Genomic DNA, 21,538 nt, shown 5'->3' with positions numbered 1-21,538 from the left:
TGCTTAGTCCGGGCTGTCCAGGGTTTCGCGCACGGCAACGGCCAGCTGCTTCAGCGAGAATGGCTTCGGCAGGAAGCCAAATTTGGCGTCTGCCGGCAGGTTGCGCGCAAAGGCGTCCTCCGCATAACCCGACACGAATATGAATTTCAGGTCGGGGTATTTCTTGCGCAGTTCGCGCAGCAGCGTGGGCCCGTCCATTTCCGGCATGACGACGTCGGAGACGACGACGTCCACCTGACCGTCCAGCTCTTCGAGAATATCGAGTGCTTCCACGCCAGACCCCGCCTCGTAGACGGTGTATCCGCGCGTCTCAAGCATGCGCTTGCCGCCGCGGCGGACCGCCTCCTCGTCCTCTACCAGCAGGACGACCGCGGACTGGCCGGTCAGATCGGTAGGCTCGGCCGGCGGTAGAGCGGCAAGGCTCTCACCGGAGGCGGCCATCATCCGGCCTTCGACCGGCGCTGCATCGGGCGCGACGATATGGCGGGGCAGGAAGATGCGAAAGGTCGTGCCCTTCCCGACCTCGGATTCCGGCGTGATATAGCCACCCGTCTGCTTGATGATGCCGTAGACCATGGCAAGACCTAGACCCGTGCCCTTGCCGACTTCCTTGGTGGTGAAGAAGGGTTCGAAGATCTTGTCCATGATTTCAGGAGCGATGCCGGTTCCCGTGTCGCTCACCTCGATCAGCACCATATCCTCGTGCGGCAGGTAGGCGTAGTTGAAGCCTGAAACCTCGGCGGCCGACAGATTGCGGGTTCGCAGCATCAGCTTGCCGCCGTGCGGCATTGCATCTCGCGCGTTGACGCAAAGGTTGATGATCACCTGTTCGAACTGGGACAGATCGGTCTTGACCGGCCATAGGTCACGCCCGTAGTCGACGTCGAGCTTGACATGCGTACCGGACAGCAGCCTGTCGACGAGCATGCGCAGGTCGCCGATCACGTCGGTAAGGTTCAGCACCGCAGGCCGCATGGTCTGCTTGCGCGAGAACGCCAGGAGTTGGCGAACGAGCACGGCGGCACGATTGGCGTTGCGTTTGATCTCCATAAGGTCGGCAAAGCTTGCGTCCGCGGGCCGCGCCTGCAGCAGCAGGTGGTCCGACGAAAGCAGGATCGCGGTCAGCACGTTGTTGAAGTCGTGCGCGATACCGCCTGCAAGCGTCCCCACTGCGTTCATCTTCAGCGTCTGCGCCATCTGCGCCTCGAGCGCCTTCTGCTCGGTCACCTCGACGGCGTAGACGATGGCTGCCTCTTCCGGCGCCTCGTCGCTCTGGTCGATCACGGCGTTGACGTAGAAACGGAAATGCCGGGTCTCGTCCGTCGGGTTGCGGGTGTCGATTGGAGGAATGTCGCCTTGGCGATCCCGTGCCGAGGCAAGCGCCTGCGCGAGCTGCGGCCTCTCGCTCTCGTTGACGATCGTTTCCAATAGCGCGCCGCGTTCGATGTCGTCGCGCGACACGACGCTTGAGAACAACCTGAGGAAGGGCGCGTTGGTACGGAGAATTTTGCCTTCGCCGTCGACGGAGGCGATCGCCATGGGCGTATTGTTGAAAAAGCGCGTGAAGCGCATTGCCGCAGCCGACGCCTTTTCTCCCTCGTCACCCTGTTGACGGCCGAGCACGATGGTACGGCTTTCACCCGGCGCGCCGTCGCGGGCCGACGTGACGCTGTGGATGATGCGAGCGGGGAGGCTCTGGCCGTTGGCACGCCTGAGATCGAGATCAAGCGTCACCGTCTTCTTCAGTCCGGGTTCCGCTTGCACGGATTCGATCAGCGCCAGCCCTTCGCCGGCGACCAGGTCGCCGATCGTCATCGATCCCGGAACGAACTTGGTGAGGTCAAGCGCAAGCCATTCGGCGAGGGTGGCGTTTAGATAGAATATCTCGCCCTTGCGACCCGCCGAGAAGAAGCCAGCCGGCGCGTGATCGAGATAGTCGATCGCGTTCTGAAGTTCCTTGAAGAAGCGCTCCTGGTCGTCGCGCTCGGACGTGATGTCGGTAAGCTGCCAAATCTCCAGAGCCTTGCCGCGATTGCGGCTCGCCGGCAGCAGGCGCGCCTTCAATCGATACCAATGCGCCCCGGCGCCCCCGGCGCTCGCACCGAGCGGGCGAAGGAGACGAAACTCCTCGCTGCCTTCCCGCCCTTCGCGAAGACCGTTCGACAGCCGAAAGAGGGCTTCGTTGGACTCGCTGTTTCGCGACAACAGCGTTTCGAGAGACTGCACATCCCTCGCCTTCGCCGCACCGGTCAGCTCGCCGTAGGCGGCGTTCGCATAGATGATGCGGCCCTTGCCCTCGGTGATCAGCGTCCCGTCGGGCTGGCTGTCGAGGAAAGCGCGCGCCAAATCGTCGGACTGCGTCTGCGGCATGACCTCGACGAAACCGATCACAGAGGAAACCAGGAAGAAAATTCCGACCATGGCGAGGATGCCGAGCACCCCGAGCACAGCCTCGTTGTCGAGCGAACTCTTGAAGACGACAAAGGCGGCCGCGGCCGCCACGAGGACAAAGGCGAGCAGGACGATGCGCAGCACCGTGCCCGAACGGACCCCGCTGTCAACCAGCGCTACGCGATACTCGTCAGACGGACGTTGCTTCGTCATAAATCCCTCGTGGTCGCCAGTTCCACATCTTTGTCAATGAACTTGACGAAGTTCGGATTCGGGCGCTCGAATCTTCTTTACCAAGTTGCGGCTAAAGCAAAAAGCGCCGGCCCTGCAGAAAGGCTTGAATTCACAGGCAACCGCGCCACCTTGCAGCCATATGGCGGCTGCCGCCTGGTAAGAGCACTGCACAAGCGGCAGCCGCATCTTGTTTCGCAGGCGTAACTGTCTCTATGATCGCCGCGCGGCGCCCAGGGGCGAACGCAGTGTCACGCTGGACGGCGGTCCGCGGCAGAATGGGAGTAGTGAGAAATGTTTGACGAGATCGCCGGGGCTTATGGCAGCCGTTTTCTCCTTGCCGCCGGCGGCGTGGGCGTCGCCCTACTGTGCCTTGTCGCGTTACTCTGGCTGATGCGCAGGCGCCGGGGGCCGTCTCCTTTTGTGCGCGGCGGCAAGAATCGCCAGCCGCGGCTGCAGGTTCTGGACGCGGCAGCGGTCGACGCAAGGCGTCGCCTCGTTCTCGTGCGCCGCGACGATGTCGAACACCTTATCATGATCGGCGGCCCGACCGATATCGTCATCGAATCACGCATCTCCGATGGCTCGAAGGAAACCGCAGTGCCGGCCGCTTCCTTCGAGGTCGCAACCTCAACTCCAGTGGCGGCGGAGCGCCCCTCAAGCGGAGAAACGCGTCCAGCCCCGGTCATCGTGGAAGCGCAGCCAGAGCCGCGGCGTCCCGCAACACCGCAACCCGCCCCCCTAGAGCCGATGGAGGAGGTCTATGCGCCGCTTCCGGCGGCAGTCGCCGCGCAGCGTCACCAGGTCGCGGCTGTCGAGCCTCCCGCACGCACCGTTCCGCCTGTCGCCGCCGAGCGCGTTGCCCAAGCAAGGCCAACCCCGACGCTGGAGGTCGCCATGGGCGCACGGCGCGAGCCGGCAGCCGAGCGACCAGCGCCGCAGCGTGTCGAACCTCAGGTCGCTACGCCCCCTGCACAAAGCATTCCGACTGTCGCGAGCGGAACCCCGGTCAGTGTGGCAGACGCCGCCGTGCGGCCCGTATCACCTCCGCTCACCGCTGCTTCGGTTGACGCATCCAGCGCCAACCAGTCGGCACAAACGCATCAGCGCGAATTGGGTGGAGATTTCCAGAGCATCTTGGAAGAGGAGATGTCCAACAATTTGAGGGCCGAGCGGATCATCCCGAATGCGCCTCAGCCCGGCGCGCAGCGTCAAGTGCAGCAACCGCCAGCGGCCGGCGAGCGTCGCGAGCCGGAACTGGACCCGCCTGCTGCAAGCGACAACGCGCTTCAGAGCGAAGTCGCTCGCATCTTCGGCGAAATGAGCGTCAATCGCGACAAGTGATGCCGCCGCTTGGTGGCGAACTTGGCAATAGAAAAAGGCACGGCAAAAAGAATTGCCGTGCCTTGAGCTTATGCAGACCCCAAAAGCCGATGGGCCTATTCGTCCCGATAGACCTTCTCGCGACGCTCGTGACGCTCTTGCGCCTCGATCGACAGCGTTGCGATCGGCCGGGCATCCAGACGCTTCAGGCCGATCGGCTCGCCGGTTTCCTCGCAGTAGCCGTAGGTGCCATCATCGATGCGCTGAAGGGCTGCGTCGATCTTCGAGATCAGCTTGCGCTGACGATCACGAGCTCTGAGCTCGATGGCGCGGTCGGTCTCCGAGGATGCCCGGTCTGCTAGATCGGGGTGGTTGGCGCTTTCCTCTGCGAGGTGCCCCAATGTTTCGCGTGCCTCTCTCAGGATATCATTTCTCCATGCCACCAGTTTCGCTCGGAAATAGGCCTTCTGGTGCATGTTCATGAACTCCTCGTCCTCCGAGGGCACGTAGCTGCTAAGATCGATCTTCTCACTCAACGCGATTCTCCTGAAGAACATCTCATATGGCGGCTGTATATCCCAACCGGTAGTGCCGATTCAAGCCAAATGAAGCGAGTCAACAGTTTTTTAAATCTGTCATAAAATTCGGCTAACTGACTATTTATTCAACATATATTCGCAGTTTCGAAAAAATCCACGCAACGTAACCATTACGTGAACGTCATAAACGCCCTCACGGCACTAGAAACCTCGCCTGTTGACGGGTGAGCCCGTCGGACGATACGTCAGCGTATCAATAAGCCCGTAGGATCCAGATCCATGAAAAGCATCATACCGCCCCCATTCCGGATCTATCTCCTGCGCCATGCCGAAGCCGCGCCTGCCGCAAGGGGCCAGGGAGATATCGAGCGTCCGCTCAGCAGACACGGGCTGATCGAAGCCGGCGCCGTCGCCGAACAGGCAGCCGACCAGGCCTATAAGCCGAACCTCATTCTTGCCTCGCCGGCGCGACGGTGCCGCGAGACCGTCGAGGTCGTTTGCCGCGCGCTCGGCGGGTCGATTGAGGTTCGCTATCTCGATGCGCTCTATAACGCCGGCCCCTCTGCCTATCTGGACATGATTGCCTCGCAGGTGGCGGAAAGCTCGGTCATGCTGGTCGGGCACAATCCGACCATCGAGCAGACGCTCGAAGGTTTGATCGGCCAGGAGGCGCTCGAAGGCGCCCTGCCCCTTGGATACCCGACCGGCGGCCTCGCCGTGATCGACGCACGCGTCGCAAGCCTTTCGACGCCCTCGGGCTGGGTCCTCAGCGACTTCCTGACCGGCTGACCGCCATTCAGTCGCCGCCTTGCGCCTTTTCGCGCGGCATGCGGCTGCCTATATTGCCGTGACGATGTCATTTCGGGATCCTGCCGTGCCGCCCAGTCTCACCACGTTTACGGACGACGCGCTGATCGCGCTCGACAATCTCGCAGACCGAGCTGCGAACCTTGTCAATCCCACCATCCGCCTCGGTGTCACAGGGCTCTCCCGCTCCGGCAAGACCGTGTTCATTTCTTCGCTGGTGCACAATCTGCTGCACGAGGGCCGCCTGCCGCTTTTCGAGGCAACCCAATCCGGCCGCGTTTCAAGTGTCCGCCTCGAGCCGCAGCCGGACGACGCGGTGCCGCGCTTCCAATACGAGGACCACGTGAGGGCGCTCGTCAACGAGCGTCAGTGGCCAGATTCCACGCGCGCCATTTCCGAATTGAGGATAACGCTCGACTATCAGAGCGCCAGCGGCTGGAACCGTCTGTTTTCGCCGGGGCGCCTGTCGATCGACATCGTCGACTATCCCGGCGAATGGTTGCTGGACCTACCGCTGCTTGCCAAGGACTACCGCACGTTCAGCACAGAGACGATGGCGTTGGCCGAGAACGGCATCCGTGCGGAATTGTCGCGCGACTGGCTTGCCGCGACGGCCAATGCCGACCCCTCGGCAGCCGCCGACGAGATGCGGGCACGCGATCTCGCCGTTGCGTTTTCCACATACCTGCAGGCCTGCAAGTCCGACGAGCGGTCGCTTTCGACGCTGCCGCCCGGCCGGTTTCTATTGCCTGGAGACCTCGAGGGCTCGCCGGCGCTGACCTTCGCGCCGCTCGCGCTCCCCCCCGAGGGAAACGCGCCGCGAGGATCGCTGTGGGCGATGATGGAACGCCGCTATGAATCCTACAAATCCGTGGTCGTCAAACCGTTCTTCCGTGAGCACTTCGCGCGTCTCGACCGTCAGATCGTGCTCGTCGATGCGTTGCAGGCGATCAATCGCGGCCCGGAGGCGGTGCAAGACCTGGAACGGGCGCTGACCGATGTGCTGGCCTGCTTCCGCCCCGGCACGAACTCGTTCCTCTCATCCCTGCTCGGCCGTCGCATCGACCGCGTGCTTGTGGCCGCGACGAAAGCGGATCACCTGCATCACGAAAGCCATGACCGCCTGCAGGCGCTGACGCGTCGGCTTGTCGACAGGGCGATCGAGCGCATCGGCATGGCCGGTGCCGGGATCGAGGTGATGGCGCTGGCGTCCGTGCGCGCAACGCGCGAGGCAACGGTGACGCGCGACGGTCAGTTGCTGCCGGTCATCGTTGGCACGCCGATGGCAGGAGAAAAAATCGACGGCGAAGTCTTCGACGGCGAGCGCAAGACGGCGATCTTTCCGGGCGACCTGCCGGAAAATCCGCAACACCTGTTCGAGGCGCTGGAAGCCAACGCAATCGATCCGCAACTGCCTGCCGTCAACGTGGTGCGCTTCCGTCCGCCTGAACTGGACCAAACGGCCGGCGGCATTGTTCTGTCGGTGCCCCACATTCGCCTTGACCGCGCCATGCAGTTCCTCTTCGGAGACCGCCTCGCATGACCAAGTCAAACGATCCACCGATCCGGCGCCCCGCGGCCTTTCCCCTGGACCCTGAACCGTCGCGCTCGCAGGCTCGCCAAACTGAGAGAGCCCGCAAGCCGCAAGCCTTCGATGCCGACGTGATCCTGACGCCTGACGAGGAAGATCCGTTTCTCAATCCGGTTCTGGCCACCGTCAATACGCCGCCGGAGCCCGTGCGAAAACGTTTCTCGTTCGCCAAGGTTGCGGCTGTCGCTTTTGGCACGCTCCTTTCCCTTGCCGTCGGGCTGTGGGTCGATGCCCTCATCCGTGATCTCTTCACGCGCTCCGACTGGCTTGGCTATGCCGCGCTCGCCGTCCTGGCGATCGGCGTGGCTGCGGTGCTGGGCATCGTCATTCGCGAAACCGCGGGGATGATGCGGCTTGCCGCAGTTCATGCGATCAAGGCCGAGGCGGAAGCCGCCGCTCAAGAAACACGGCCGGCGCGGGCGCGACGCCTTGTCGATCACCTTTCATCCCTCCTCGCCGCCAAGCCCGAGACCGCCAAGGGTCGTGCAACGCTCATGGCGACGGAAGGCGACGTCATCGACGCCCCGCATCTCATCGCCCTTGCCGAGCGCGAGTTGTTAGGCCCGCTGGATCGGCAGGCTCGCAGCCTCATTTTAAACGCCTCCAAACGCGTTTCTGTGGTGACGGCGGTCAGCCCGCGCGCGCTGGTCGATCTTCTCTATGTCCTCTTCGAATCGGCACGCCTGGTGCGCGCCATGGCCGATCTCTATGGCGGTCGGCCCGGCACGCTCGGCATGCTAAGACTGATGCGGGACGTGCTGGCGCATCTGGCCGTCACCGGTTCGATCGCCGTCGGCGACAGCCTTGTGCAACAGATCGTTGGTCACGGTCTTGCCTCAAAATTGTCGGCGCGGCTCGGCGAAGGCGTAGTCAACGGGCTTATGACCGCCCGCATCGGTATCGCCGCCATGGATCTTTGCCGTCCGCTGCCATTCAGCGCCCTGAAACGGCCAGGCATAAGCGACTTTATCGGCGATCTCACGCCGCGCCCGACCGCGCGATGAGGTCCAGAAAGCCATTTCATTTAAAGGGTTTTTGCCCCACGGAAACCAAGCGTTAACCATTCTACGGCAAAACTGACACCCAGTTTCCGGTTCTCTTTGCCAAGGAAAGCCCATGTTTTCGCGTCAGTTTTTTATCGTTTGCGGTACAGCCGCCGCCGCCCTGGCTCTCGCCGGCGGAACAGAGTTGGCCAATGCCGCTTCCCGCGACAAGGCGTTCTTTCAACAGGTTGCCGGCGTCTGGCAAGGCCCCGGCGAGATCGTCGCCGGCAAGTACAAGGGCACGAAGTTCACCTGCAATCTGACCGGTTCGCCGACAGACGGGGGCGAGCCGGGTATCAAGCTCGACGGCACATGCCGCGTCGGCGTCTTCCAGCAGCCGATGTCGGCCGTCATTTCCCAGAACGGCGGCACGTACAAGGGCAAGTTTCTTGATGGCGCGGCCGGCAAGGGCCTCGACGTGATCTCCGGTACAGTCAATGACAACACCGTCGTCATGGGCCTAAACCGTCAAAAGCTGAACGGCGCCATGATCGCCCGCGTGCAAAACGACAAGGCGATGAACATCACGGTCTCGGTCAAGGTCGAGGATCAGATGGTTCCGGTCATCGGCCTCACGCTGAAGCGGCAGGTCGACGAAGTAGCGGTGGGCTCGATCCAGTAGCACTGCCGCAGCAGAGTACGTGTCAAACGGCCAGGAAAGCATTTCCCGGCCGTTTGACTTTTCAGCTTTCAGAGATTGAGGCTCACGCGGCGCGCCACCAGTCGCCGCTCTCGTCGGCGACCTCTATCCCAGCGACATCGGCATCCTTCAACCACTCGGCAACGGTGCGGCCACCGACGCTGAGATCGGCTGCGATATCGGCGAGCGGCATCAGGACGAAGCCGCGCTCGGTCATGCGCGGATGCGGAAGCTCCAGCGACGGAAGGCTTTTCTCGACCTCGCCGTAAGTCAGAATGTCGATATCGATCGTGCGCGGCCCCCAGCGCTCGTTGCGAACCCGCTTCATTTCGCGCTCGATCTCGAGACAGAGCGTAAGCAGTGCTTCCGGATCGAGCCGCGTGTCCAAAATGGCGCAAGCATTATAGAAGAAGGACTGGTCGGTCTTGCCCCACGGCGGTGTGCGATAGAGCCGCGAGACTGCGACCACGCGGCAGTCGTCGCGTTCGTTCAACGCCTTAAGCGCCGTCGCCATGGCGCGCACCGGCTCGCCGATATTGCCCCCGAGACCGAGGCTTGCGCGGGTGAATCCCGCCTCAGGCAAAGTGTTCAACGCTCACCTGCACATAGTCGAGGACGCCTGGAACAGGCGCGTTCGGCTTACGGATGTTGATCTTCGCCCGCTGGATCTGCGGAAAGCGGCTGCATAGGCCCTTGGCAATATCAAGTGCCAGCGCCTCGATGAGATAGCGGCGTTTGCCGGTGACAATCTCCTCGATCACGGTGAAGGCTACGCCGTAATTGACTGTAGCGTCGATGGAATCGCTTTCCAGAGCCTGTCCGGCGCCGACGTCCAGCTCGGCATCGACAAAGAAACGCTGCCCGAGAAACTCCTCCTCGTCATGCACGCCGTGCCGGGCAAAGAACGCGCAGTTCTGCAGCGTGATGGTATAAGTGTCATTCATTATTTCGTTCCGCCTGATCTGGATGCCAATCGCGCCCGGGTCTCGAGAATAGCATCGGCAACCGCCAGCGCGTCCCTATTGATTGCGACATTGTGCACCCGGAAAATCGCAGCACCCTGCAATCTCAGCGCGACGCTGGTGGCCGCGGTGCCGACGTCCCGATCCTGCGTATCGCGCCCCGTGATGACACCGATGAAACGCTTGCGCGAGGTGCCGACCAGGAACGGCAAGTCGAAACGGCGCAGGACATCGAACCGCGTCATCAGTTCCAGATCCTCCTGCGAATCCTTGGCAAAGCCGAAGCCTGGATCGAGTATGATCTGATGCCTGGCGATGCCGGCGGCCGCCGCGATTTCGAGAGAGCGTTCGAGAAACAGCAGCTGGTCGTCGATGATGTCAGGCAGCTTCTCCCGACCTCTGCCGGTATGCATGATACAGAGCCCTGCCCCGGTCTGGGCGGCGAGCGTTGCCATGTCAGGATCGCGCTGTAAGCCAAAGACATCGTTGATGATATGCGCGCCGGCGCCGATAGCGAGACGCGCGGTGTCGGCCCTGTAGGTATCGATCGAGATCAGGGCATCGGTCTTGCCGCGCAGCGCTTCGACAACAGGAAGAATGCGGCCTTGCTCTTCGGTTGCACTTACCGGCTCGGCGCCCGGCCGCGTCGACTCGCCGCCGATATCGAGGATGCCGGCGCCGGCTGCCGCGCAATCCAGCGCATGCGCCACGGCCGCGTCCGTCGCCTCGTATTGGCCGCCGTCGGAAAAGGAATCCGGCGTGACGTTGACGATCGCCATGACCACGCTTGTCGCGCCGAGCGGCAGGCTGCGCCCATGCGCCACGTGCCAGACAGTCTCGCGAAGCTCCGTCAAAAAGCACCTATCCCGTTGGAAACAGAAAAAATACCGCGCCGATATTGCGCTTGCGCAGCCTATGCCGCAAGCTCCGGCGAAGTTCAACCTGGTTGCTGAAGAATGCCGTCGCAGTTCCGCCGCGCGAGTTCCGTCCTGCTCGCCCTTAGTCTCTTGTGCGGAACTGGGAGCGCAGTCAGCGCCGAAGTCGTCGCCCGCAAGTCCTTTTCCTTTTTCGATGTAAAGGGAAATACCGCCGACGAACTCGATGCGGCGCTCAATACGCTCGGTCCGGAGGCCGCCGGCGCGACCAGCCATCATCCCGCGGCGACCCGAATCCGCTTCGGCGGCGAGGCGACCTATGTCGAACGAGGCGGTCGCTGCTACATCGGCGGTGTCCGGGTGACGGTCGATACCGAAATCATCCTGCCCCGCTGGCGCGACCGCCGCCACGCCGAAAAGAGGCTTTCTGCCGTCTGGGAAATGCTCCTTGCCGACATCAAGCGACACGAGGCCCGGCACGTCGAGATCGCCAGGGACCATGCGCACCGCATGGAACACGCCATCCTGGCACTCGGTTCGCAGGCCGATTGCGACCGCCTCCAGGACAAGGTCAGCCGCACGACGGAGCACGCGATTTCACTCCATGACAGGGATCAGGCGCGTTTCGACGCAGTCGAGGCGGCAAATTTCGAAAATCGCGTTCGGCGGCTGAGCTACAATAAGACGGCGACGCAAAATACTGGAAAATAATGGGATTCACGCTTGGGTCGCAAGTGAAGCGTCGCAAGCGCAGGTCCACGACTGTGCGAAACTTGTCACTATAGCTGTGAATCGTCGGCAATTTCTGTCGTTTGAACTTTACGCGAATCTCAAATAGGTCTTCCCTATACGTCACGCAGCCGATAAATCTGCGTTTGAGTTTCTTAGGTTCTCCTGGCGTGTCCCGAAGCCGCAGGTGCTTCCTCCCTCGCCTGCTGGTGACGCGCCCGCCTCGCCTCGCTCATCGCTATCAGAAGAGCGAGGCTTTTTTTGACACCTAGCAGCAACGGTGAAGCGTCAGGCTTGACGCTCGGGAACATGCACGACGAGACCGTCGAGGGTCGCCGTGATCTTGATCTGACAGGAAAGCCGCGAACTCGGGCGAACGTCGTACGCAAAATCCAGCATGTCCTCTTCCATGGGCGCCGGCGGGCCGACACGCTCGACCCAGCTATCGTCCACGTAGACATGGCAGGTGGCACAGGCGCACGCACCACCGCATTCCGCCTCAATGCCCGGCACCGAGTTGCGGACGGCGTTTTCCATCACCGTGGAGCCCTCGTCGGCCTGCAGGTCGAAGCGGGTGCCGTCAAAAGCGACGATGGTCAGTTGTGTCATGGAGCTGTCTTCCGGTCATCATGAATTGAGGATTTCTCCTTCCAACAATTCGAAAGACCAGTCAACACGGGCGTGCCGGAAACGGAGGCCGCGGACTGGCTGCCAGGCCATCGCGTCACTCACATTTCCGAGACCCCACTCCGGGACCCCAAGAGCGGCGTCAACGTCACCGCATGAGGCCGAGGATATAGTTCTCCACCTCGACGACCGCCGCGCAGGCATCCGCGAGGGCCGCCGCATCGCGCGGGCGAGCCTCGCAGGCAGCCGCCGCATGCATCACACGCACCGCGCCGACGGCGCCTGCCGCACCCTTAAGAAGATGCGCGCTCGCCTTGATCTTGTCGGGCTCGCCGCTGCCGATCTCGGCGAGACAAGACCGCGCCTGTCGCGAAAACAGCTGAAGCACGGTTGCTTCCAAAGCCTTGTCGCCCATCGTCTGACGTTCGAGATGGGCAAAGTCGATCGGGCGGCCCATGGAAGACGGGCCACAGGGCTCGTCGGGTCTATCGAACGCGATGCGGGGTGTTGCCATAGCCGTTCCCTTATTTCTGAAAGGCCTCGTGCTTGGCGTCAGCTTGCGGCAGCGGCGTGGCAATGCCCTTAAATCCGGCGCCCCGGCACCGAAAATCTGGCGATATGGTTAACGATCGTTAAACATGGCTAGATAATCGCCTTTTTGGCAATGCATTGATTTGAAAGGTGTTAACAATGCCTTAATGCACTCACCCCTAACGAGCCGGGATAATTGTATAGAAGATTGGAATGTGCCACTACGATACTGGTGGCTAGGGCAAAAGGGGCGCAGCTTTGCCCCTTGGGTGGATAATGGTAATGTTTTGATACCATCCGTTTGGAAAAGCGGTTATCCGCTATGAAATACAACGGGAATCTGCTCCCGTTTCAGGGGTTGGGATTGTGATGGGCGAATGAGCGTTCGCTCCGTAACCAGGCGACTTTCCGGCAGGGCCCAAGCGGCTCCGGCCGAGCAGTAACGAGGCGTAACCGCATGGCGAACAACAAGTACAGCGAGTCGGTCGAAGACAAGGCTTTCAAGGCCTTGGACGAAGCTCTTCAGATTGACTTCAGCGAGGAAGGCATCCCGCCGTCCCGATCCGCGCAGACGTCTCAAGCCGCCTCCGAAGCCAAAGCGCCCGACACTCCGGCAAAGCGCACACGGCAGGTTCCTCAGGACGACGCCGCACGCAGGGCCGCGGCGGCGCGTGCCGCCGTCGCCAACCGCGCGGCGGAAATGCCGAAGACCCCAACGCCCGCACCCGCCAATGACGCAAACCGGGCTAGCCCCGCCTCCATATTGAAGTCGCTCGACAGCGGCTCCAGCAGCAAGGCCATGCGAAACGCCACCATCTTCTCGCTGCTCTGGATCGCCGGCGGCGTAGGCCTCATTTCGCTTCTTTATTCGCCTCAGATCTGGCAGGTTCGCTCCGCCGCCGATCTGCTGGCACTGCCGGGCGTGATTGCCTGCATCGTCGGCATCGTACTGCCGGTGATGATGTTCTACGCCTTCGCGATCATGATTGCGCGTGCCCAGGATATGCGCAACGCCGCCCGCTCCATGGCGGAAGTGGCGCTTCGCCTGTCGGAACCGGAGACCGTTGCCTCCGAGCGCATCATGACGGTCGGACAGGCGGTGCGGCGCGAAGTGTCCGCCATGAACGAAGGCATCGAGCGCACGATCGCCCGCGCCACGGAGCTCGAAACGCTCGTTCATTCCGAGGTCAACGCACTCGAACGCAGCTACGCCGACAACGAACTGCGCGTCCGTGGCCTGGTGCATAACCTTGGCTCCGAGCGCGAGGCCATCATCAATCACGCCGAGCGCATCCGCGCCTCGATCGTCGGCGTGCACGACCAGATCAAGGAAGACCTGTCGCTGGCGACCGAGGAAATCTCGGTTCGGCTTGCGACGTCGGGAGAGGCATTTGCCTCGATGATCGACACCCGCGCGGCAACGCTGACGGAAACGTCGAATACAGCGATCCAGACCCTCGGCTCCCTGTTGACGGCCAAGACCGACAGCATGCTGCAGAACCTCACGGCCTCCGGCCTTGCGCTGAGCGAGGAGTTCGACAGCCGGCTAGAGAACCTGTCAACAACGCTGGCGGAGCGCGGCAACGTGCTTCTCAGCCAGTTCGAGACCCGCGCATCCACGCTCGATAGCAACACCGAGAAGCTGAATGCCGCCCTCAACGATCGCGCCCGCCAGCTGAACGAGACCCTGATTGCGCGCACCCGCGACATCACCGAAAGCCTGAACGGCGGCGAGCGCTCCATCACGGGAACGCTGGACGACGTTTTGTCGAAGCTCAACAAGTCGCTCGACGAAAAGGGCGCAAGCTTCCGTCAAAACCTGCAGTCGGCCGCCGACGATACGATCATGGATCTCGATCTGCGCACCGGCTTCTTCGAGGAGCGTCTGCAGACAACGGTCGCCCAGCTCTCGACCACCTTCGACGAGCGCGTTTCCGAGTTCACGAGCGCCTTCGACAAACGGGCCGGTTCGCTCGACAGCAAGCTATTGGACAGCCTTGCACGCATCAACCAGACGCTTTCCGGCAGTTCGGAAGCGATCGACGGCATTCTTACCTCCAGCATCGAACGCCTCGGCGCTTCGCTGACGGACCATTCGCTCGAGCTTGCGACCGCATTCGCCACCAACCAGGACGTGCTTGAAAGCGCGCTCGGATCCCAGGCGAATGACATCACCTCGGCACTTCAGGCACGCACCAGCGAGGTCACCTCGGCGCTACACGGCGCGACCAGCGAGATCTCCGCCGCTCTCAACGGCGGCGCTGGCGATTTCGCAAGCACGATAGCCTCCCGCACCGAGGAGTTCACCTCGATGGTACGAGGCGCGACAAAGGAGATATCCTCCTCGCTCGCGAGCGGCACCGGGGAACTCAACACCACCCTCGCCGCCCGCGCGCAGGAATTCACCTCGGCGCTCAGCGGTGCCACGCAAGAGATCTCTACCTCGCTTACCAGCGGTACCAGCGAACTCCAAAAGACCCTCGCCGCCCATTCAGGCGAGTTCTCCTCCGCGGTCAAGAACGCCACAGCCGGCATCTCCTCCGCGCTTGTCACAGGCACCGACAAGCTCAACGCAGCCTTTGAAGGCCGTTCCAGCGAGCTTGCCGACACGCTGTCGTCGCGTTCCGGCGAATTCACCCATGCGATCCGCAGTGCGACCTCGGACGTCACCTCGGCGCTTTCCTCCGGCACGGAGGGGCTGACGACCGCCTTTACCGGCCGCGCCGGTGAAATCCGCGACATGCTGTCGGCGCGCAGCAACGAAATCACCCACATGCTCGGGACCGCTCACGAGCGGATCGATGGCGTCATGGTCGAGCGCAGCGGCGCGCTCTTCAATGCCCTCACCGACAGCCACGTGCGCTTCGAGCAGACGCTTGCCAATCGCTCGGAAACCATCATCAGAGCCGTTGCCGACGGGCATGAACGCCTGGCCGACACGCTCGATGAGCGCGCCATGGCGCTTGCCATCTCGCTTTCCGACAATCAGGCACGCTTCGACGAAACGCTGAAGACCCGGGCGGAAGCCATTGCCGACGCTATCAGCGGCGGTCACGAACGGATGACCGAGGCACTGGACGATCGCGCAATGATGCTGGCGATCTCGATGTCCGACAGCCAGGCACGCCTGGAAGATACGCTCGCAAGCCATACGCAGGCCTTTGCAAGCGCCGTCGGCGACGGCCATGCGCGCCTCGCGGACGCGCTCGACGAAAAGAGCATGGCGCTCGCCATTTCCCTCGACGAAAGCCAGCATCGCTTCGATTCCGCGCTGGAGTCGCGCACGAACGCAATCATCGACAGTGTCTCCGGCGCCGAGGCGCGGCTCACCAACGCCTTCGGCGATCGCGCCGACGCCATCCGCGCCGCCTATGCCGACAATCACGACCGCCTCGATCGGACGCTCAGCTCCCACACCGATGCACTCGCCGGCATACTCAACAGCGGCGGCGAGCGGATCGAAACCGTCATCGGCGGCTCCTCCGCCCGTGTCGAGACAGCGCTGCATAAAACGGCAGGTCGTCTTGAAGAAACCCTCGGAAGCGGCCTTGCCCGCATGGACGACACCCTGGATTCCGCCCACCAGCGGCTCCAGTCGACGCTCGAAAATCGCGCCAACGCCATCAACGTCACGCTACACGAGGCTCAAGGCCAGCTCGACGGCACGCTCACCAAACATACGACCTCCATCGGAACCTCGATCGCGACCAGCCTGAGCATGCTGGAAATGTCGCTTGAGGATCGCGAGGCCTCCCTGCGTCGGACGATCGACATCAGCACGCGTTCCCTGGAGGAAAGCCTGCGCGACAGCGTCGGCGACGTTGCCGGCCGTTTGAGCGACGCGGCGAGCGAGATCTACCGCTCCGCCGAGAGCTTCTCCTCACATCTCGACCAGTCTGTCGCGGGCATGACGGATCGCTTCGCCGATACCGGCACTCGCGTGGAAGCCAGCTTGTCGGCGCTTGAGAACCGCATTCACGAGAGCGTCAGCGTCGTTGCTGTGCAGGTCGATGCAGTCGACAATCGCCTGTCCGAAACGCTCGCGAGCGGCGCTTCGCGGATCGACCGCGCCAGTGGCGACGCCGTATCGCGCCTGAACGACGCGTTCGCCCAACACAGCTCCTCGCTTGCCGGCACCGTCGACGAGCGCACCAATACCCTCGCCGGAACGATCGAAAGCCAGACCGCACTTCTCAGCGAAGCCATGGATCGCGGCAGCTCGCGCATCGACGAGCGCCTGTCGACGATGGACCGTGCGCTGAATATCGGCCTCGAGGCGGTCAATCGCACGATCGAAGGCAAGGCCACAAACCTTGCGGTCACGCTGCGCACGGCGGTCGCCGACGCCGCCCAGGGAATGGAGACGGAAGCGACACGCACCGCCGACCTCCTTTCCCATACCGGCCAACAGTTCGCCGACGACCTCGGCAGCCGCAGCGAACTCTTCACCCGCACGATGGACGAACGCGCCGAAGCGATCGTCAACCGTGTCGCGGAAACGCAGAGCCGGCTCGCCGGCCAGGCCGCGGCTGTCGCGCAGACCTTCTCAGAGGCCGGAAACGCCATCGTCAACAAGGTTGCCGAGGCCGAAAGCCTGGTTGGCAGCCAGGTCAGCGCCATCTCCAGAGCGCTTACCGACGCCGAGCAATCGCTGGAAAGCCATAGCGCTCTCATCCGCAGCAGCCTGACGACCGGCAGCCAGGAAATCGCCGACACGATGAGCCAGGTCGAACGGGCCCTCGAAGAACGAGGCAACGCTATCCGCGTCGGCCTCGAGGAGCGCGCGCGCGACATCGACACGGCCCTTGGCGACGTCGACAAAGCGCTCGAAGCCCGCGGCGCATCCATCCGCGCAACGCTCGACGAACGCACCCGCGACCTCAACTCCATGCTGGCCGGACGCTCGACCGAGCTTGCTCGCCTCATCGACGAAAAGGCCCGTCCGTTGCTCGACCGCTATGCCGCGACCGGCGAAGAGGCGGCAAACCGCATCACGGCCGCGGCGCAGCAAAGCGCCGAGCGGCTGAGCGCCGAGAATGCGGCCCTCGTCAACGCCATCGCCGCCCGCACCACCGAGACGTTGGCCGCGATCTCCGCCCGTACCGAAAATGCCGCAAGCGTCGTCGGGGCCTTGGAAGCAAACCTCATCGGCAGCGTCGACAGCGTGATCAACCGCCTTGCGGAAAACAACGCCTCGGTCGTCGGAATGCTGAACGAAGCCTCCGAGCAGCTCGCCGCAGTGGACAGCCGCCTCGGCGCGACCTCCTCGCGCTTTGCGGACTCGGCCAACAAGGCCTCGGAAATGGTGTCGGCTTCGACGCGCCTTCTCGAAGGCAAGGTCGACAAGCTCTCCGACGTCTCAGGCCATACGCTGGCGCAGGTGGGCGGCATCATCGGCCGCTTCGACGAGCACTCCAAGGTGCTGGGACAGGCCTCGCAGCTTCTGGCCGCGGCGCAGTCCAACCTCGTCTCGACCCTTGAGGAGCGCGAAGGCGCGCTGCAGAGCCTTGCGATCGGTCTCGTCCAGCGCTCGGAAGAAATCGAAAACACCATGCGCGCGCTCGGCAGCATGGTCGAGAGCGCCTTTGATCGCGCCGAACATCGTTCGAACCAGGTCACGAGTAATCTGCGCCAGGGCGTGCAGACATCCTTCGCCGATATCGGTCGCGTGCTTTCGGAAGCCGAACAGCGCGCGCACCAGACCGCTGACGCCATGCGCGGCGCCTTGTCGAAGGCCGGCGAGGATGCCGACAAGACGATCGAGACGATGCGGGAAGCCCTTGCCAAGGCCGGCGAGGAAGCCAATCTCTCGCTCGAGGGCACGCTTGCAAATGCGGAGCGCCGGTCGGGTGAACTCACCAACCGTTTGCGTGGCGGGATCGCCTCCTCCCTTTCCGACGTCGACCGGATGCTCTCGGAAGCCGGCAAGACTTCCGACACAGCAGCCCATCAGCTGCGCGAGACGTTGCGCGTGGCCGTTGACGAGGCAATCAGCCGCTTCTCCGGCGCAACCGACGAGATCCGCCGCTCGGCCGGCGATATCCGCAAGGAACTCGACTTGACCCGCAGCGAACTCAAGCGCGGCGCCTTCGATCTTCCCGAGGAAGCCAAGGAGAGTGCCGCAGCCATGCGTCGCGCCGTCGCTGAGCAGATCAAGGCGCTGCAGGATATTTCGCAGCTTGTCGGCCGCTCGACGCAGCAGCTCGAGATCTCCGAGCCCGCGGCGCGGGCTCCGGCAGCAGCACAGCCTGCACCCGCCCGTCCGGCCCCGGCCCCGGCAGCACCTGCTCAGCCGGTTCAGCAGCAGGCTCCACAGCCGGTGCAGCAGCAGCCTCAGCAGCCGGTCATTTCGGCGGCTCCGCTGCTGCGCGGAACGATTTCGCCCGAGCGCCCCGTCCTTCAGCAGCAGCGTCCAGCAGAAACGGTCGTCTCGCGCCAGGAGCCCGCGAGCGGCGGCTGGATCAGCGATCTCTTGCGCGGCGCCTCGCGTGAAGACGCCGACGAGGCCGCACCGGCCCGCGCCGCCGCGCCTCGCCCGGCCGACGCTGCTCCCGCTGCGCCACGCGGCAACGACAGCCGCAATCCACGCCATGTGGTCGAATCGCTGAACTCGCTTTCGGTCGACATAGCCCGTGCCATCGACCACGACGCCTCGGTCGAGCTGTGGCGGCGCTATCAGCGTGGCGAGCGCGATGTCTTCACACGTCGCCTGTACACGTTGAAGGGCCAACAGACGTTCGACGACATCAAGCGCAAGTATGATCGTGAGCCGGAGTTCCGCACCGCGGTCGACCGCTATATCGGCGACTTCGAGAAGCTCTTGACCGACGTTGCCCGCACTGACCGCGACAAGAGCGTCACTCAATCCTACCTGACCTCGGACACCGGCAAGGTCTACACCATGCTCGCCCACGCGGCAGGCCGCTTCAGCTGATTGCGTCCGGGATCATCCCAATTGCATTTTCCGCCCGCAGCCATCGCTGCGGGCGGTTTTCTTTGGCGGTGAATGCCAACGATGCCCAACCCGCTTGGCTCGACATAGGCACAGAGGACATTCCATGGCGATCCGTGAAGAACAGCCCGGCGATACCGAAGCTATCCGCGCCTTGGTTTCCGCGGCATTCTTGAATGCCGTACACAGCAGCGGAACGGAAGCGGCAATCGTCGATGCCTTGCGGACAGCGGCCGCATTGACGGTCACGCTCGTCGCCGTCGAGGCAGACGATATCGTCGGGCACGTGGCCTTTTCACCCGTCGACGTCGATGGCGCTTTCGTCGGGTGGTACGGGCTCGGCCCTGTCGCTGTGCAACCGCAATGGCAAGGCCAAGGGGTCGGTCAAGCATTGATCCGCGAGGGTTTGGAGCGGCTGCGACATACAGGCGCGCGCGGCTGCGTCGTGCTCGGCGATCCCGGATACTACGGCCGCTTTGGCTTTCGCGCCGACAGCCGCCTGCGGCTCGCCGACGTCCCGCCGGAGTATTTCCAATGCTTGGCCCTGGCGGACGACACCCCTCAAGGCAACGTCGAATATCATCCGGGCTTCTATGTCTCCGGCTAACAATAGACCCACAGACATGCAGAAGGCGCAGCCGGCGACCGCGCCTTCCTTGTCAAAGACAACTATTCATCAGGGATTTACAGCCGGTCGTAATTAAACCAGTCGAAGTCCGCAGACTTGACGCGCCCGGAGGTGTCGAAGGCGAAGACGCCGGCGAACGCACCGGTGAAGGACCCATGCTCACCCCGGCCGCCCTCGTCGGACACCACTCCTGCGTCGAGTACCGGTCCGATCGGCTGCCAGGCGCCCATGCCCTCCGCCTGCCAGAAGAACTGCAGGTCGTTGTCGCGCACTTCCATCGCCAGCTGAATGCGCCCATCCGGCACCGAAAGCCCTAGACCGACAGGGAAAACCAGACTGCCATCCGGAAAGTTGCCCGGGCAGGACAGGATGGTGACGCAGCGCCCAAGCTTTTCATGAAGTGTAACCGCCACCGCATGGAACTTGTAGCGGTTGTAATAATGCGTCAGGCCGGCGACCTGCTGATAGGTGTCGGGCTGGAACTCGACAACGGTCTCTGCCCGGAAGCTGTGATGCTCCTGCCGACGCGCCACCAGCGCCTGCTCGAACCACGAGCCGATGCTCTGTCGGCCGAAGAGGCGCAGATGGCCCGGCCGCGCAGTCAAGCAGAAGATGCGCTCCGGCTCGGGCGTACGCAGCCACTGGAAATCGAGCGGTAGTATCGATCCGTCGAAACTGTACTCGCTGCGCCATGGCTTCTCGATCGGCGTGGCGCCATTCAAGCCCTCGACTTCCACATCCGGTACGATCGTGCCGTTCTCCAGGTAGAGCCATCCGTCGTCCTTCCAGACGCAGCGCGCTATCCCCGTCTCGCGACCGAGAGTGCAGCGACGATGTGGAGCAAGCGGTCGTCCGCAGAGATAGGTGTGGTAGACCTTCCCATCCGGCGTTTCGACATACTGGCCGTGGCCGGTGCGCTGCAGCGGCGCGTCGGGATGATCCTTCGTCGTCATCAGATACTTGTTCGGATGCAGCTCGTAGGGACCGTCAATGTTGCGCGATCGCGCCATGGTAACCGCGTGGTCATAGCCCGTGCCGCCCTCGGCCGTGGTTAGGTAGTACCAACCGTTACGTTTGAAGAGATGCGGTGCCTCGACCAGGCCACGATCGGTGCCGGCAAAGATATTCTTGATCGGTCCCTTCAGCGATTTCGTCCGAGCGTCCCATTCTTGCAGCAAAATGCCGTCGAAGGCCGTATGACCCGCGCTGTGGAACGCTTCCGGCCTATGATTCCATTGCATGTTGACGAACCACTTACGGCCGTCGTCGTCATGGAAAAGCGATGGATCGAATCCGGACGAATTGACGTAGACCGGATCGGACCATTCTCCCTCTATGGAGGGCGAGGTGATGATGTAGTTGTTGGCGTCCTTGAAATTGCCGTCGAAGCGCTTGACGTCCGTATAGACGAGCCAGAACAGCCCATCGGCATATGAAAGACAGGGGGCCCAGACGCCGCAGCTGTCCGGGTCGCCGCGCATATCCAGTTGCGACTTGCGCTCTACCGGCCGCCGAACCAACGTCCAGTTCACCAGATCGCGCGAGTGATGGATCTGAACGCCCGGAAACCATTCGAAGGTAGACGTCGCAATATAGTAGTCGTCGCCGACGCGGCAGATGGATGGGTCGGGGTTGAAGCCCGGCAGAATCGGATTGCGGATCATGGACC

16 protein-coding genes are annotated in these 21,538 nt (G+C 63.0%); 8 read left to right on the top strand and 8 right to left on the bottom strand.

Annotated features, from left to right (window positions below; all coding sequences use genetic code 11):
- Positions 1 to 3: 3 nt before the first annotated feature.
- Positions 4 to 2,604 (bottom strand): cell cycle histidine kinase CckA, encoded by a 2,601-nt coding sequence (gene cckA, locus AB4048_RS00360; RefSeq protein WP_442199915.1) that lies wholly within the window; start codon positions 2,602 to 2,604, stop codon positions 4 to 6.
- Positions 2,605 to 2,916: 312 nt separating this feature from the next.
- Here cckA and AB4048_RS00355 point away from each other — a divergent pair, with 312 nt between their 5' ends.
- The gene (locus AB4048_RS00355; protein ID WP_442199914.1) at positions 2,917 to 3,966 is read left to right on the top strand and encodes a flagellar biosynthetic protein FliO; all 1,050 of its coding nucleotides are present in this window, start codon (positions 2,917 to 2,919) and stop codon (positions 3,964 to 3,966) included.
- Between the two features lie 95 nt (positions 3,967 to 4,061).
- On the opposite strand, the gene dksA is transcribed toward AB4048_RS00355, so the two are convergent.
- Positions 4,062 to 4,481 (bottom strand): RNA polymerase-binding protein DksA, encoded by a 420-nt coding sequence (dksA, locus tag AB4048_RS00350; RefSeq protein WP_442199913.1) that lies wholly within the window; start codon positions 4,479 to 4,481, stop codon positions 4,062 to 4,064.
- Positions 4,482 to 4,763: 282 nt separating this feature from the next.
- Here dksA and AB4048_RS00345 point away from each other — a divergent pair, with 282 nt between their 5' ends.
- From AB4048_RS00345 to AB4048_RS00330, 4 genes are all read left to right on the top strand, one after another.
- Positions 4,764 to 5,273 (top strand): SixA phosphatase family protein, encoded by a 510-nt coding sequence (locus tag AB4048_RS00345; protein WP_442199912.1) that lies wholly within the window; start codon positions 4,764 to 4,766, stop codon positions 5,271 to 5,273.
- Between the two features lie 85 nt (positions 5,274 to 5,358).
- The gene (locus tag AB4048_RS00340) at positions 5,359 to 6,834 is read left to right on the top strand and encodes a YcjX family protein (RefSeq protein WP_442199911.1); all 1,476 of its coding nucleotides are present in this window, start codon (positions 5,359 to 5,361) and stop codon (positions 6,832 to 6,834) included.
- Positions 6,831 to 7,886 (top strand): YcjF family protein, encoded by a 1,056-nt coding sequence (locus AB4048_RS00335; protein ID WP_442199910.1) that lies wholly within the window; start codon positions 6,831 to 6,833, stop codon positions 7,884 to 7,886. The genes AB4048_RS00340 and AB4048_RS00335 overlap by 4 nt, the downstream gene beginning before the upstream one ends.
- A 112-nt stretch (positions 7,887 to 7,998) precedes the next feature.
- A complete protein-coding gene (locus AB4048_RS00330; RefSeq protein WP_442199909.1) occupies positions 7,999 to 8,547 on the top strand; it encodes a hypothetical protein in 549 nt (182 codons plus the stop codon).
- Between the two features lie 82 nt (positions 8,548 to 8,629).
- Here the strand turns inward: AB4048_RS00330 and folK are convergent, their stop codons facing one another.
- Genes folK through folP form a run of 3 tightly spaced genes read right to left on the bottom strand, consistent with a single transcriptional unit; the run spans position 8,630 to position 10,381 of the window.
- Entirely contained in the window at positions 8,630 to 9,148 is a 519-nt protein-coding gene (gene folK / locus AB4048_RS00325; RefSeq protein WP_442200206.1) for a 2-amino-4-hydroxy-6-hydroxymethyldihydropteridine diphosphokinase, read from the bottom strand.
- A complete protein-coding gene (gene folB / locus AB4048_RS00320; protein WP_442199908.1) occupies positions 9,141 to 9,509 on the bottom strand; it encodes a dihydroneopterin aldolase in 369 nt (122 codons plus the stop codon). Before folB ends, folK begins: the two co-directional genes overlap by 8 nt.
- A complete protein-coding gene (gene folP / locus AB4048_RS00315) occupies positions 9,509 to 10,381 on the bottom strand; it encodes a dihydropteroate synthase (RefSeq protein WP_442199907.1) in 873 nt (290 codons plus the stop codon). The genes folB and folP overlap by 1 nt, the downstream gene beginning before the upstream one ends.
- Positions 10,382 to 10,483: 102 nt before the next feature.
- Here folP and AB4048_RS00310 point away from each other — a divergent pair, with 102 nt between their 5' ends.
- Positions 10,484 to 11,113 carry a DUF922 domain-containing Zn-dependent protease gene (locus tag AB4048_RS00310; protein WP_442199906.1) on the top strand — a complete coding sequence of 210 codons (630 nt, stop codon included), beginning with the start codon at positions 10,484 to 10,486 and terminating at the stop codon, positions 11,111 to 11,113.
- A 306-nt stretch (positions 11,114 to 11,419) separates the two neighbouring features.
- Here AB4048_RS00310 and AB4048_RS00305 read toward each other — a convergent pair whose 3' ends face one another.
- Together AB4048_RS00305 and AB4048_RS00300 are read right to left on the bottom strand one after the other, a co-directional pair.
- Complete coding sequence (locus AB4048_RS00305; protein ID WP_442199905.1) at positions 11,420 to 11,740, bottom strand: 2Fe-2S iron-sulfur cluster-binding protein; 321 nt, start codon at positions 11,738 to 11,740, stop codon at positions 11,420 to 11,422.
- A 166-nt stretch (positions 11,741 to 11,906) separates the two neighbouring features.
- Positions 11,907 to 12,272: an Hpt domain-containing protein gene (locus tag AB4048_RS00300; RefSeq protein ID WP_442199904.1), complete on the bottom strand. Its 366-nt coding sequence runs from the start codon at positions 12,270 to 12,272 to the stop codon at positions 11,907 to 11,909.
- Between the two features lie 474 nt (positions 12,273 to 12,746).
- On the opposite strand from AB4048_RS00300, the gene AB4048_RS00295 reads away from it, so the two are divergent.
- Positions 12,747 to 19,223 (top strand): hypothetical protein, encoded by a 6,477-nt coding sequence (locus tag AB4048_RS00295; protein ID WP_442199903.1) that lies wholly within the window; start codon positions 12,747 to 12,749, stop codon positions 19,221 to 19,223.
- Between the two features lie 124 nt (positions 19,224 to 19,347).
- The gene (locus tag AB4048_RS00290; protein ID WP_442199902.1) at positions 19,348 to 19,848 is read left to right on the top strand and encodes a GNAT family N-acetyltransferase; all 501 of its coding nucleotides are present in this window, start codon (positions 19,348 to 19,350) and stop codon (positions 19,846 to 19,848) included.
- 77 nt (positions 19,849 to 19,925) lie between these two features.
- Here the strand turns inward: AB4048_RS00290 and AB4048_RS00285 are convergent, their stop codons facing one another.
- The gene (locus tag AB4048_RS00285) at positions 19,926 to 21,533 is read right to left on the bottom strand and encodes a glycoside hydrolase family 43 protein (RefSeq protein ID WP_442199901.1); all 1,608 of its coding nucleotides are present in this window, start codon (positions 21,531 to 21,533) and stop codon (positions 19,926 to 19,928) included.
- Between the last annotated feature and the right edge of the window lie 5 nt (positions 21,534 to 21,538).

This window comes from Rhizobium sp. RAF56, from assembly GCF_052113965.1.
Lineage (GTDB): Bacteria > Pseudomonadota > Alphaproteobacteria > Rhizobiales > Rhizobiaceae > Rhizobium.
This window is presented reverse-complemented; position numbering and strand designations above follow the sequence as displayed.